This is a genomic window from Novosphingobium sp. AP12, from assembly GCF_000281975.1.
Taxonomy (GTDB): Bacteria; Pseudomonadota; Alphaproteobacteria; order Sphingomonadales; family Sphingomonadaceae; genus Novosphingobium.
The window spans coordinates 16,837-30,364 of the sequence record NZ_AKKE01000048.1; the positions used below are offsets into that span (position 1 = coordinate 16,837).

Genomic DNA, 13,528 nt, shown 5'->3' on the forward strand with positions numbered 1-13,528 from the left:
CCCATGACCATGGCCCGTACGCCGCAGAAATCGCTTTTCACGGCCGACCTGATCGTTCCCGCGATCGGCGACGCCTTCCGCAAGCTCGACCCCCGCGAACTGATCCGCAACCCGGTGATGTTCACCACCGCCGTCGTCGCGGTGCTGCTCACCGTGCTGCTCATCGCAGGGCACGACGGGCTCGCCGCCGGCTTCAAGATCCAGCTCGTGCTCTGGCTCTGGCTGACGGTGCTGTTCGGCACTTTCGCCGAAGCGCTCGCCGAAGGGCGCGGCAAGGCGCAGGCCGCCTCCTTGCGCGCCACCAAGGCGGATCTCATCGCCAAGCGGCTCCGTGGGGACGGCTTCGAGGAAGTCCCCGCCAGTGCCCTGCGGGTCGGCGACGTGGTGCTGGTCGAGACCGGCGACCTCATCCCCTCGGACGGCGAGGTCGTCGCCGGCGTCGCCTCCGTCAACGAGGCCGCGATCACCGGCGAAAGCGCGCCCGTGATCCGCGAGGCCGGCGGCGACCGCTCGGCGGTCACCGCGGGCACCCGCGTCATCTCCGACCGGATTCAGGTGCGCGTCACCGTCAATCCGGGGCAGGGCTTCCTCGACCGCATGATCGCGCTGGTCGAAGGGGCCGAGCGCCAGAAGACGCCCAACGAGATCGCGCTGACCATCCTGCTTGTCGGCCTCACGATCATCTTCCTGATCGCAGTCGGCACTATCCCCAGCTTCGCATCCTACGCCGGGGGCTCCATTCCGATCTCGATGCTGGCGGCGCTGTTCATCACGCTGATCCCGACGACGATCGCCGCGCTGCTCTCGGCCATCGGCATCGCGGGCATGGACCGGCTGGTGCGCTTCAACGTGCTCGCCAAATCGGGCCGCGCGGTGGAGGCGGCGGGCGACATCGACGTGCTGCTGCTCGACAAGACCGGCACCATCACAATCGGCGACCGCCAAGCGACCGAGTTCCGCCCCGTCGGCGGCACCGATGTCGGCGAACTCGCCGAAGCCGCGCTGCTCGCCAGTCTCGCCGACGAGACGCCCGAAGGCCGCTCGATCGTCGTCCTGGCGCGCGAGCAGTTCGGGCTCGATACTTCGGCGCTGCCGGAGGGGGCGCAGGTCATCCCCTTCACCGCGCAGACCCGCATCTCGGGCGTCGATACCGGCGGACGGGTCATCCAGAAGGGCGCGGTGCAGGCGATCCTCAAGGCTAATCCCGGCGCCGGGGCCACCACCGCCGCGACCGAATTGCGCCGCATCACCGACGAGATCGCCCGCGCCGGCGGCACGCCGCTGGCCGTGGCGGTGGACGGGCGGCTGCTCGGCGCGATCTTCCTCAAGGACATCGTCAAGGCCGGCATCCGCGAGCGCTTCGGGGAGCTGCGGGCAATGGGCATCCGCACGGTGATGATCACCGGCGACAACCCGCTCACCGCCGCCTCGATCGCGGCGGAGGCCGGGGTGGACGACTTCCTCGCCGAAGCCACGCCCGAGGACAAGCTGGAGCTGATCCGCAAGGAACAGCAGGGCGGCCGCCTCGTCGCCATGTGCGGCGACGGCACCAACGACGCGCCCGCGCTGGCGCAGGCGGACGTCGGCGTCGCGATGAACACCGGCACCCAAGCCGCGCGCGAGGCGGGCAACATGGTCGACCTCGACAGCGACCCGACCAAGCTCATCGAGGTCGTCGGCCTCGGCAAGCAGCTGCTGATGACGCGCGGCGCGCTGACCACGTTCTCGGTCGCCAACGACGTGGCCAAGTACTTCGCGATCATCCCGGCCATGTTCGTCGCGCTCTATCCGGGTCTCGGCGTGCTCAACGTAATGGGTCTTTCCGGCCCGGAAAGCGCGATCCTGTCCGCGATCGTGTTCAACGCGCTGATCATTCCGCTGCTGGTGCCGCTCGCGCTGAAGGGCGTGGCCTACAGGCCGATGGGCGCGGGGCCGCTGCTGGCGCGCAACCTCGCCGTTTACGGGCTAGGCGGCCTCGTCGCGCCGTTCATCGGCATCAAGCTCATCGACCTCGCCGTCACCGGGCTGGGGCTGGCGTGATCGCCGGCCCAAGGAGATCTCAAATGAACAATGACATCCTCTCATCGCTGCGCCCGGCCCTCGTCATGACGCTGCTGTTCGCCATCCTGCTCGGCCTCGCCTATCCGCTCGCCCTGACCGGCATCGGGCAGCTGCTGTTCCCCAGCCAGGCCAACGGCAGCCTCGTCACCGCGAACGGCAAGGTTATCGGCTCCACCGTGGTCGGGCAGGCCTTCACCTCGGAGCGCTACTTCCAGACGCGCCCCTCCGCCGCCGGCAAGGGCTACGACGGGCTCGCCTCGTCGGGCTCCAACCTCGGCCCCACTTCGCAGGCGCTCGCCGACCGGGTCAGCGCCGACATCCAGCGCCAAGAGACTGCGGCACCAGGCCGACCCGTTCCGTCCGACCTGGTGACCACCTCCGCCTCGGGGCTCGACCCCCACATCACCCCCGAGGCGGCCTTGTATCAGGTGGAGCGCGTCGCCCGCGTCCGCGGCATCGAGCCCGAAGCCCTGCGCCGCCTCGTCGGCGAGGCCGTCGAACGCCCGCTGCTCGGCTTCATCGGCGAGCCGCGCGTCAACGTGTTCGAACTCAATCGACGACTGGACACGATTGGCGCTAAGCCAAATCCGTGAACGAGCCCGACCGACCCTCTCCCGAAGCCCTCCTGCGCGCCGCCGCGCAGGAGGGGCGCGGCCGCCTCAAGGTTTTCCTCGGGGCGGCTCCTGGCGTCGGCAAGACCTGGGAGATGCTGACCGACGGCCACCAGCGCCGCGAGGCCGGGATCGACGTGGTCGTCGGCGTCGTCGAGACCCACGGGCGGCGCGAGACCCAGGCGCTGGTCGAAGGCCACGAGGTTATCCCTCGCCGCGAGGTCGACCATGTCGGCCATACCCTTGGCGAGATGGACCTCGACGCCATCCTCGAACGCGCGCCCCAATTGGTGCTTGTGGACGAGCTTGCCCACACCAACGCGCCCGGCAGCCGCCACCCCAAGCGCTACCAGGACGTCGAGGAACTGCTCGCCGCCGGGATCGACGTCTACTCGACGATCAACATCCAGCACGTCGAGAGCCTGAACGACCTCGTCGCCTCCTTCACCCGAGTCCGCGTGCGCGAGACGATCCCCGACAGCGTGCTCGAACAGGCCGAGATCGAGGTGGTCGACATCCCGCCGGGCGAGCTGATCGAGCGGCTGAAGGAAGGCAAGGTCTACGTCCCCCACGAGGCGACGCGGGCGCTGGGCCACTTCTTCTCCAAGTCCAACCTCACAGCCTTGCGCGAACTGGCGCTGCGCCGGGCGGCACAGGCGGTCGATGCGCAGATGCTGGAGCATTTGCGCGCCAATGCGCTGGCGGGCAGCTTCGCGGTGGGCGAGCGGGTGCTGGTCGCCATCTCGGAGCAGCCGCACGCCGCCGGGCTGGTCCGCGCGGGCAAGCGCCTGTCCGATGCGCTCAAGGCGCCGTGGTCCGCCGTCCACATCCAGACCCAGCGCGACCGCCACTTCACCGACGCCGACCGCCGCCAGCTTGCCGACACCCTGGCGCTCGCCTCGCGCCTCGGCGCCTCCACCGCGAGCATCCCCGCCGCCAGCGTGGTCGAGGGCCTGCGCGGGTTCGCGCAGGACGCGCGGGCGACGCAGATCGTCATCGGCAAGTCGGACCGCTCGTGGCTTTTCGAGCTGCGCAACGGCTCGGTGGTGGACCGGCTGGTGCGCACGCTGGGCGACGTGGCGATCCACGTCCTGCCATCCGGCACTCCCGCCGCCGAGCCCAAGAGGCCGCGCGAGGCGACGCGGATCGACTGGGGCCGCCCGGCGCATTACCTCTGGTCGCTGCTCACGGTGGCGGCGATGACGGTGCTTGGCCGCCTGCTGCTCGAAGCGCTCGACCTCGGCAACATCGCGCTGCTGTTCCTGATCCCGGTGATGTTCGCCGCCGCCACCTTCGGCGTGCGCGCGGGGCTGTTCGCGGGACTGGCGTCGAGCCTCGCCTACAACTTCTTCTTCCTGCCGCCGAACGGCACCCTCACCGTCAGCAATCCCGAGAACGTCATCTCGATCCTCGTTTTGCTGGGCGTCGCGGTGGTGACCAGCCAGTTGGCCGCGCGGGTGCGGGCGCAAGCCGACCTTGCCGGGGCGAGCGCGCGGCAGAACGCCGCGCTCGCCAGCTTCTCGCGCCAGCTGACGATCGCCGCCACGCGCGAGGAACTGGTCCAGGCGATCTGCGCCGAAGTCGCCCGCCTGCTGGATGTGCGCACGGTGCTGCTGCTGCCCTCGTCCGACGGCCCCGTCCTCAGCGCCGCCTACCCGCCCGAGGATCGGCTGGAGCAGATCGAGCAGGCCGCCGCGCAGTGGGCGATAGACAACGAGCAACCCGCCGGGCGCGGCTCCGCCACGCTCACCGCCTCGGACTGGCTGTTCCACCCGCTGCGCACGACGCGGGGCGTGCTCGGCGTGCTCGGCCTCGCGCGCGATGACGCGGGCGATCCGGTGCGCTCGGACCAGGTGCCGCTGCTGATGAGCCTGCTCGACCAGGCCTCGATCGCCTTCGACCGCATGGCGCTGGAGGAGGAGAACCTGAAGGCGCAGGCAGTGGGGGAGCGCGACCGGCTGCGTTCGGCGCTGCTGTCCTCGGTCGGGCATGACCTGCGCACCCCGCTCACCACCATCCTCTCGGCGGCGCAGGAGATGAAGCTGCGGCCCTCCGTGGAACTGGCGGAGGTGGTGGAAACCGAGGCGCGGCGGCTCAATCGCTTCGTCGCCAACCTGCTCGACATGGCGCGGGTGGAGGCGGGCGCACTGCCGATGAAGCCCGAGGCGACCGACCTGTTCGACGCCGTTGCCAGCGCCGTCCACGACACCCGCGCCTCGCTGCAGGGGCATGAGGTGGAGGTCGATATCGCGCCCGGCGTGCCGCTGGTCCGGCTCGACCCGGTGCTGCTGCACCATTGCCTCATCAACCTGCTCGACAATGCCGGGCGCTACGGCGATCCCCGCACGCCGATCGTGGTGCGCTGCCGCCGCGTGCCCGACGCGCTGCTGCTCTCGATCGTCGACCAGGGGCCGGGCATCCCTCCGGGCCAGGAGGCGCGCGTGTTCGAGACGTTCACCCGGCTCGAAGGCTCGGACCGGGTGCGCCACGGCACCGGACTCGGCCTCGCTATCGTCAAGGGTTTCGCCGAGGCCATGGGGCTGTCGGTCTCGGCCACGAACAACGAGGACCCGCACGGCGCCTGCTTCACCCTGCGTATTCCGCAGGCGCTGATCCTCGCCACTATCGAAGACAGGGAAATGTCATGAAGCTGCGCGACAAGGTCCTGGTGGTGGACGACGAGCCGCACATCCGCCGGCTCATCCTCGCCGCGCTGGAGCGGGCCGGCTATGCCGCGATCGAGGCCGGGACCGGGCGCGAGGCGCTGGAGCGGCTGCGGGCGGAACGGCCCGACGTTGTCCTCCTCGACCTCGGCCTGCCCGACCGCGACGGGCTGGAGCTGGTGCCGCTGGTGAAGCGCGAGGGCGATACCACGCTGATCGTCGTCTCCGCCCGCGACGCCACCGACGAGAAGGTCGCCGCGCTCGACCTCGGCGCCGACGACTACCTGACCAAGCCGTTCGACACCGACGAACTGCTCGCCCGCGTGCGCGTCGCCCTGCGCAACCGCACCACGCGCGGCGGCGCGGCGGCGGCGCTGGCGGTGGGGGACGTGACCATCGATCTGCTGTCCCACACGATCACCAAGGCCGGGCGCGAGGTCCACCTGACGCCCAAGGAATACGCGGTGCTGGCGCAGCTGGCGAAGTTTCCGGGGCGGGTCATCACCCACAACCAGATCATGGCGCAGGTCTGGCCCAACGAGCACGAGCACCACGTCGAATACCTGCGCGTCCTCGTCCGCAGCCTGCGCCAGAAGCTGGAGACGGACCCCCAGCGCCCGCAGATCATCAGCAACGAACTGGGCATCGGCTATCGGTTGCGGCTGGTGGAGGGGGCATAGACGCACGAAAACGCCCGCTGGCGAGTGCGGGCCTTACGCCGGAAACTGCGCGAAAAACGTCGGGTCGGCGTCACGGGCGCCCATGCCTGAGGGCGCGGGTACTTGTAGTGGGTTATGCCTTGCGAGCGGGTGCCAGATAGAGGCATGGTTCAGCCCGGCTTGACCTGTAGTTCCATAGATCGGCGCTTCGCTGCGATGGGGTCCGCGTCTAGCACAGGCGAGGGGACTTCCGGGAGAGCGTTCCAACCAGGGGAACGCCGGGCCAGAGCCACGATGACTGATCCGTATGAGCGCATGGGAACGCGCAAGGTTTGCAACTTGAACTCGCGACCCTCCGCCCATGACGTCGACCCGAAAACACCGCCATGCCTTGTACTTCGGCTGGCGGATGTCGCGGAGTATAACCTAAATGGTTCGTTTTGTAAAAAATCGTTGTCCCAGCGTAGTGCTCCGCACTGCCTTCCAGGACGCTGGGGTGACGGGATGCGGAACTAGGGTGTGACCTAGATCTCTACCTGCGAGCCCAGCTCCACGACCCGGTTGGTGGGCAGGTTGAAGAATTCCATCGGCGTCGCGGCGTTGCGGATCATCCAGGCGAACAGCTTCTCGCGCCAGATCGCCATGCCGGGGCGCTCCGAGGCGATGAGGGTCTGGCGGCTGAGGAAGTAGCTGGTGTCCATCTTGCCGATAGGGCCCTGGCACTGCGTGACGGTCTTCATCGCGGCGGGAATGTCCACGTCCTCCATGAAGCCGTGCCGCAGGCGCATGCGGTAGAAGCTGGAGCCGTGGTCCGAAACCTCGATCCGACCTTCTTCGGGCAGGTGGGGGACGGCCTGCGGGGTCACGGTCAGGATGATGACGCGCTCGTGCAGGACTTTGTTGTGCTTGACGTTGTGGAGCAGCGCCGGAGGCACGCCCTCGCTGCTCGAGGAGAGGAAGATGGCGGTGCCGGGCACGCGGCGGAGCGAGCCGGCGGTCGAGCGGATGAACAGGTCGAGGTCCATGGCCCCCACCGCAAGGTAGTGGCGCATGATCTTGCGGCCGGTCGACCAGGTGGTCAGCAGCAGGAACACGATCGCGGCGACCACCAGCGGCACCCAGCCGCCGTCGGGGATCTTGGTGGCGTTGGAGAGGAAATAGGCGCCGTCGATCAACAGGAACAGCCCGGTGACGCCGCCGGCCACCAGCGGCGGCCAGCGCCAGACGCTGAAGGTCAGCACGACCAGCATGCAGCTGGTGATGACCATCGTCCCGGTCACCGCGATACCGTATGCTGCGGCGAGGCTGGTCGAACTGCGGAAGAACAGCACCAGCAGGATCACGCAGCCCAGCAGCAGCCAATTGACCATCGGCACGTAGATCTGCCCGGCGGCCGACGCGCTGGTGTGAAGGATGCGCAGGCGCGGCAGGAAACCCAGCTGCACGGCCTGCCGGGTGACCGAGAACGCGCCCGAGATCACCGCCTGGCTGGCGATGATGGTCGCCATGGTCGCCAGGATCACCAGCGGCAGGCGGGCCCACTCGGGCGCGAGGAGGAAGAACGGATTGCTTGCCGCCGCCGGATCGTCGAGCAGCAGCGCGCCCTGTCCGGCGTAGTTGAGCATGAGGCAGGGGAGCGCCGCGTAGAGCCAGGCGATGCTGATCGCCTTGCGCCCGAAATGCCCCATGTCGGCATAGAGCGCCTCGGCGCCGGTCACCGACAGCACCACCGAGCCGAGCGCGAGGAACGCCAGCTTGGGGTCGAGCGCGAAGAAGTGGAATGCCCACCACGGATTGACGATCGCGAGGATCTCCGGGTGGCGGGCAAGGTTCAGCACGCCGAGCAGCGCGAGTACCAGGAAGTAGACCGCCATGATCGGCCCGAAGAAGGTGCCGACCTTCTCGGTCCCGTGCTTCTGGATCACGAACACGCCGACGAGGATGACAACCGCGATCGGCAGCACCAGCCGGCCCAGAGAGGGCTCTACCACGGTCAGGCCCTCGACCGCCGAGAGCACAGAGATGGCGGGGGTGATGATCGCATCGCCGTAGAACAGCGCGGTGGCGAGCACGCCGAGCATGGCGATCGCCGGGGTCCAGCGCGTCTGTCCCAGCGTGCGGGCGATCAGCGCCAGCAGCGCCATGCTGCCGCCTTCGCCTTCGTTGTCGGCGCGCATGACGATGAAGACGTATTTCACCGTCACCACCAGCATCATCGTCCAGAATATCAGCGAGAGGACGCCGTAGATGTGCGGCTGGTCCACCACCAGCGGATGGTGGCCGACGAAGCTCTCCTTCAGCGCATAGAGCGGCGAGGTGCCGATGTCTCCGAACACCACCCCCAGAGCGCCGAGCGCCAGCGTAGGCAGCCGGCCCTGGGCGTGAGTGCCTGCATGAGCCCCCGCGTGAGGCTCCAGATGCGCGGCCGGGTGGGCAGGGGTGTCGGTCAAGTCAGGCCTCGTGGTTGTCGATTACCGGACATGGCATGGAACCCCGTTTGATCTCCATAGGGGAAACCCGCGCGAGGCATATGAGCCGCATATGATTTGTCTCCGATGGCGGCGATGGCGGGCGTTTTTCTATGCAATCACAACGGCGGCGGCAGGTTCCCGCTCTCGAATTGCTATGGGCGGGCGCGTAACTGGAGGGCCTCCCCGTGGAGGTTTTCGAAGTGACCTGTTGGCATCAAACCCTCGCCGCCCGCATCGGGTTGCGCCTTGGCGGCATGGCCACGCTCTCGCTCGCCTGGCTGGCGGGAGCGCGGCTCTATGCCGAGGTCCACGCGCAGCCGGCCCGCGCGGCGACGCCGGGCGAGCTGGGACTGTGCGCCGTGGTGGTGGGCTGCCTGCTGGCGGGCAATGCCCTGCTGGTCGTCGGCCCCGGCTTGTGGGCCCGGGTGAGCGTCCCGGGCCGGTGGTTTCCAGAGCCTACTGCCAGGCGCGGAAGGTCAGGCCGATGACGCGCGGATCGCTTGGCGTGCCGAGGATCAGGCCCGAGTTGCCCGCCTGGATCGTTAGGTTCTGGATGTAGTCCGACTTCAGCAGGTCGCGCGCGAAGACGCCCAGTTCCCACCTGTCTTCCGAGCGGTAGGCGAGGCTGGCGTTGGTGAGGTTGTACCCCTCGATCAGCGTGAAGCGCGAGAGGCTGGGGTCGCCGTAGTAGCTGCTGCGCCAGCTGGTGTCGCCGTGGAGGACGATGGCGCCGCCGCCGACCGGGACCTGGTAGTCCACCGTCACCGATTCCGCCCACTTCGGCAGGCCGGCGAGCGGCTTGCCCGAGAGGTCGCAGGCGGTTGTGGCGCTTCCCTGGAGTTCGAGCGGGCAGGGGCCGGCGGGGTACTTGGCATATTCGCCGTCCGCATAGGAGAGCGCGCCGCGGATCGTCAGGCCGGGCAGGGGCTGGACGGCGGCGTCGACCTCCACACCCTTCACGGTCACCTTGGGAATGTTCGACAGATAGCCGCGCAGCGCCACGGTCTGCGTGCTGTCGACGATGGTTGCCTGGAAGTTGCGGACCTCGGTGTAGTAGCCGGTGAGGTTGAAGATCAGGCGGCGGCCCCACAACTGCGACTTGACGCCGGCCTCGTAGGTGGTGTTGCGCTCGGGCTTGACCACGGCGGTCGAGAGGGCGGGCTGGTTTTGCGCGTCGAGCGGCAGGCCCGACATGTTGATGCCGCCCGACTTGAACCCGCGCGCCGCGCTGACGTAGCCGAACAGCGCGTCGGAGAAGCGGTACGACACGTTTGCACGGCCCGAGAGGCTGCCGTCGGTGTCCGATGCCGAGTAGCTCTGCGGCCGCAGGATCGACAGCTTGGCGTTGTTGAGCGCGGTGCTGGTGGTGGCGAGGCCGCCCGATACGGTCGTCTCGTAGTCGCCCGACTTGTCCTCGTAAGTGTAGCGCAGTCCCCCCGTCACGGTGAGGCGCGGGGTCAGGTCGTAGTTGACCTCGGCGAAGGCGGCGTAGCTGTCGCTGGTGAAGCGGGTGTGGCCGTCCTGCCCGTAGCCGTCGAGGAGGCCCGCCGGCACCGGGGTCGCATTGGCCCCGGTGGTCGGGCCGATCAGCCAGTACGCGGCGCGCGGGCCGTAGATGCTGATCGGGCGGCCGGTGATCGTCTGATGGAAGTAATAGAGGCCGCCGACGTAGCGCAGCGGTCCGTTGCCGTTGGAGGCGACGCGCAGTTCTTGGCTGAACTGGTCCTGCCGCGAGGGGATGTGCTGGGTGATCTGGATCGGCGCGCCGGTATAGTCGCGGTCGTTGGCGGCGTCCCAGTTCCAGAAGCGCCAGGCGCTGACCGAGGTGAGCGTGACCGGCCCTAAGTCCCAGTCGGCGATGGCGGAGGTGCCGCCTTCGTTGGTATCGGTACCGACGGCGGCGTCGATGTCGGTCACGCGGTCGTAGGGGTTGGTGCTGGGCGTCACATAGCCGAGCCCGGCGGCGAGTGCGGGATACTGGCGCGAGGCGGGACGCAGGCTGGTGCCGACGCGCAGGTAGACCTGCGTGCAGCACTCGGCCTCGAAGTTGGTGAAGTCCGCCGTCAGCCGCAGCTGGAACTGCTCGGTGGGCTTGAACAGCAGCTGGCCGCGCACTGCCTCGGTGCCGAGGTTGTTCTGCTTGCCGCCGAGCGCGACGTTGCGGATCACGCCGTCGCGGCGGGTCGAGACACCGGAGACGCGGAACGCCAGCGTGTCGGTGATCGGGCCCGAGCCCGACGCCTTGACCTGAACGAAGTCACGCTGACCGACGCTGATCTCCTCGTTCGCCTCGGGCGTGAAGGTGGGGATGCGGGTGGTGACGTTGATCGCCCCCGCCGTGGTGTTCTTGCCGAACAGGGTGCCCTGCGGCCCGCGCAGGACCTCGATCTGCTCGATGTCGGTGAAGTCGAACGCGGCGGTGGCGGGCCGGGCGTGGTAGACTTGGTCGACGTAGAAGCCGACGCCCGGCTCCAGCCCGTCGTTCGACTGGCTCACTGCGACCACGCTCGAGCCGAGGCCGCGGATCGTGAACGAGGTGTTGCGCGGGTTGGCCGAGGAATAGTTCAGCGTCGGCACGAAGCTGGTGAGGCTTTGAGTATTCACCACATAGGCGCGGTCGAGCTGGGCGCCCTGCACCACCGTCAGCGCGGCGGGGACGGTTTGCGCATCCTCTTCGCGGCGGCGGGCGGTAACGAGGATCGGCGAGATGCCGGAGTCGGTGGCATCGGCGGCATCGGCGGGGGTCTCCTGCGCCGATGCGGCGAGGGGCATGAAGCCCATGACGAGGGGAGCAGCGCCGAGCGCCGTGCGGATGGTGGAGTGCATGGTCGGGTTCCCCCCTTGGGACGATGATTCTATATCGTCACGTATATAGATTGCGATCCGGAGAAAAGCTTGATTTTGCGGGGGCCGGAGAGGAAATTACGGGACGTGCGCGGCAACGCCGCGCCGACAACAGCCCATGAAGATCAGTGCGCGCAACCAGCTTTTCGGCACGGTCTCGTCGATCACGCCCGGCGCCGTGAACGGCCAGATCAAGGTCGACGTCGGCGGTGGCAACGTGATCACCTCGAGCATCACCGAAGAAGCCATCGCCGAGCTGGGCCTCGCAGTGGGTGATACCGTGACCGTCATCGTCAAGGCCAGCGACGTTCTGATCGGCAAGTGACCGGCCGCCCTCCCGGCGCAGTCGATTATTTACCCAAAACTAACTACGGTTTAGTATTGCAGTGCGATGCACCGTCTTGCGGCCCCGAGATCTAACCACCGCGTGCGGGACGCCGTCACCACTGCGATTGCCTATTTCGCCTGCGCCTCCGCCTCGTTGCTGCTGACCCGGTTCGATGGCGGCGTCGCCATCGTGTGGCTGGCCGGGGCGGTGCTGTTCGCGAAGCTGTGCGCGGCGCCGCGTCGTCAGTGGACCGGGATCACCCTGGCCTGCGGCGCGACCGGCGTTCTCGCATCCCAGCTTTTCGGCATCCACGGCTGGGTTGCGGTGCCGCTGCCGTTCATCTGCGTCGCCGAAGCCTACGCCGCCGCCTGGTTGGTGAAGCGGACCTACCCGCGCTTCGGACGCTTCCAGTCAGTGCCGGAAGTGGCGTCGTTCCTGGTGATCGGCGGCGTCGCCGTTCCCGTCGTGACGGCCTTGCTCGCCGCCTGGTCCATACACCACGGCCGGGACATTCCCTATTGGACGGCGTGGCGGGACTGGTACGCCGGGCATGCGCTCGGCATCGTCGCCTTTGCGCCGCCGCTGCTGCTCACCTTGCGCGGCCAGACGCGCCAGTGGATCTCCGCCGCCGACGGCAACCGCTTCGCAGAGGCCGTGATCCTGCTCGGCCTCGTCGTCGCCGCCTCGCTCGTGACCTTTGGTCAGGACGATATTCCGCTCGTGATCCTGCCGTTTATGCCGATGATCGCCGCGACGCTCCGCCTCGGCCGCTTCGGGGCCATCGCCTCGATCCTGATCCTGCTGTGCATCGCGCTGCCGTTCTCACTGGCGGGTCACGGGCCGACGACGCTGCTCCACGTCAGCATGGCGGTGAAGCTGCAGGTGCTGCAGATCTACTTCGCCTCGATCGTGATGATCCTGCTGCCGCTCGCCGCCGAACTTCGCGCGCGCCGGCGCCTGCTCGACCGGATGCACGCCGCCGAGGCGCTGCACCGCCTCGTCCTCGACCGCACGAGCGACATCGTCATGCGCCTGGGGATCGACGGCACGCTGCGCTACGCCTCGCCCTCGGTCGAGCGCGTCTGGGGCTACCGGCCCGACGAACTGACCGGCCGGAAGATGTTCCACCTCGTTTCGCCCGAGGACCTGCCGGCCGTGCTCGACGCACGCCGCCGGGCGCTGGCCGGACCGGAGGAAACCGCGATCGCCGAGTACCGGGTGATCTGCAAGGGCGGCGGCATGGTCTGGGTGGAAAGCCACATGCGCGCGACTTTGGACGAGCACGGCAATGCGATGGGAACCGTCAGCATCGTGCGGGAAGTCACCGGCCGCCGCAAGCTGATGGAGGACCTCACCCAGCAGGCCATGACCGACCCGCTGACGGGCGCCTACAACCGCCGGGCCTTCGACGCGGCGCTGCGTGCCCTGCTCGCCTCGGTGCCGACCGACGGGGTGCTGGGCTGCATCGCGGTGTTCGACCTCGACCATTTCAAAAGCGTCAACGACCGCTACGGCCATGCCGCCGGCGACGTGATGCTGCAGCGCTTCGCCGGTGTCCTGCGCGCCTCGGTGCGCGACGGCGACCTCATAGCCCGGCTGGGCGGCGAGGAATTCGCGGTGGTGCTGGGGGGCATGGCGGCCGACCAGGCGCGCCTCGTCTGCGAGCGCATCCGCAAGCGGCAGGAGCGCGCCGAGGTCCTCGACGCCGCAGGCAATGCCATCCGAGCGACGGTCAGCGTGGGCATCGCCCCGCTGGTCCCCGGGCAGGACGCCGAACAGGCCATGAAGACCGCAGACGCGGCGCTCTACCGCGCCAAGAATGCCGGGCGGAACCGCTCCGAGGACGCGGCCTGAAAGACTGATGGGCCCGGCGTTCCACCGCGCCCGCCGG

Annotated in this window: 9 protein-coding genes; 7 read left to right on the top strand and 2 right to left on the bottom strand. The window is 68.7% G+C overall.

From position 1 onward, the window contains the following. Nucleotides 1–9: 9 nt before the first annotated feature. From kdpB to PMI02_RS08965, 4 genes are read left to right on the top strand one after another with little or no spacing between them, the layout of a single operon-like run. Nucleotides 10–2,040 (top strand): potassium-transporting ATPase subunit KdpB, encoded by a 2,031-nt coding sequence (kdpB, locus tag PMI02_RS08950; RefSeq protein WP_007681731.1) that lies wholly within the window; start codon nt 10–12, stop codon nt 2,038–2,040. A 23-nt stretch (nt 2,041–2,063) separates the two neighbouring features. After that, a complete protein-coding gene (kdpC, locus tag PMI02_RS08955; RefSeq protein ID WP_007681732.1) occupies nt 2,064–2,654 on the top strand; it encodes a potassium-transporting ATPase subunit KdpC in 591 nt (196 codons plus the stop codon). Further along, nucleotides 2,651–5,320 carry a sensor histidine kinase KdpD gene (locus tag PMI02_RS08960; protein ID WP_007681733.1) on the top strand — a complete coding sequence of 890 codons (2,670 nt, stop codon included), beginning with the start codon at nt 2,651–2,653 and terminating at the stop codon, nt 5,318–5,320. Before kdpC ends, PMI02_RS08960 begins: the two co-directional genes overlap by 4 nt. After that, entirely contained in the window at nt 5,317–6,015 is a 699-nt protein-coding gene (locus tag PMI02_RS08965) for a response regulator (protein WP_007681734.1), read from the top strand. The genes PMI02_RS08960 and PMI02_RS08965 overlap by 4 nt, the downstream gene beginning before the upstream one ends. 503 nt (nt 6,016–6,518) lie before the next feature. Here the strand turns inward: PMI02_RS08965 and PMI02_RS08970 are convergent. Further along, nucleotides 6,519–8,411 carry a potassium transporter Kup gene (locus tag PMI02_RS08970; RefSeq protein ID WP_086000108.1) on the bottom strand — a complete coding sequence of 631 codons (1,893 nt, stop codon included), beginning with the start codon at nt 8,409–8,411 and terminating at the stop codon, nt 6,519–6,521. A 239-nt stretch (nt 8,412–8,650) separates the two neighbouring features. Between PMI02_RS08970 and PMI02_RS08975 the strand changes: the two genes are divergently transcribed. Continuing rightward, the gene (locus tag PMI02_RS08975) at nt 8,651–8,953 is read left to right on the top strand and encodes a hypothetical protein (protein WP_007681740.1); all 303 of its coding nucleotides are present in this window, start codon (nt 8,651–8,653) and stop codon (nt 8,951–8,953) included. Here PMI02_RS08975 and PMI02_RS08980 read toward each other — a convergent pair. Next, nucleotides 8,922–11,291, bottom strand: coding sequence for a TonB-dependent receptor (locus PMI02_RS08980; protein WP_007681742.1), 2,370 nt, complete (start codon nt 11,289–11,291; stop codon nt 8,922–8,924). The two genes, PMI02_RS08975 and PMI02_RS08980, sit on opposite strands and share 32 nt — an antisense overlap. A gap of 136 nt (nt 11,292–11,427) precedes the next feature. Here PMI02_RS08980 and PMI02_RS08985 point away from each other — a divergent pair, with 136 nt between their 5' ends. Next, nucleotides 11,428–11,634 carry a molybdopterin-binding protein gene (locus PMI02_RS08985; protein WP_007681744.1) on the top strand — a complete coding sequence of 69 codons (207 nt, stop codon included), beginning with the start codon at nt 11,428–11,430 and terminating at the stop codon, nt 11,632–11,634. 102 nt (nt 11,635–11,736) lie between these two features. Then, on the top strand, nt 11,737–13,491 hold the full coding sequence (locus PMI02_RS08990) for a sensor domain-containing diguanylate cyclase (protein WP_238539038.1): 1,755 nt from the start codon (nt 11,737–11,739) through the stop codon (nt 13,489–13,491). Nucleotides 13,492–13,528 lie beyond the last annotated feature (37 nt).

Bases quoted from the DNA above. Each gene is read 5' to 3' on its own strand.
- PMI02_RS08965 (WP_007681734.1), top strand. From the start codon at position 5,317: ATGAAGCTGCGCGACAAGGTCCTGGTGGTGGACGACGAGCCGCACATC.
- PMI02_RS08985 (WP_007681744.1), top strand. From the start codon at position 11,428: ATGAAGATCAGTGCGCGCAACCAGCTTTTCGGCACGGTCTCGTCGATC.
- kdpC (WP_007681732.1), top strand. From the start codon at position 2,064: ATGAACAATGACATCCTCTCATCGCTGCGCCCGGCCCTCGTCATGACG.
- PMI02_RS08980 (WP_007681742.1), bottom strand. From the start codon at position 11,291: ATGCACTCCACCATCCGCACGGCGCTCGGCGCTGCTCCCCTCGTCATG.
- kdpB (WP_007681731.1), top strand. From the start codon at position 10: ATGGCCCGTACGCCGCAGAAATCGCTTTTCACGGCCGACCTGATCGTT.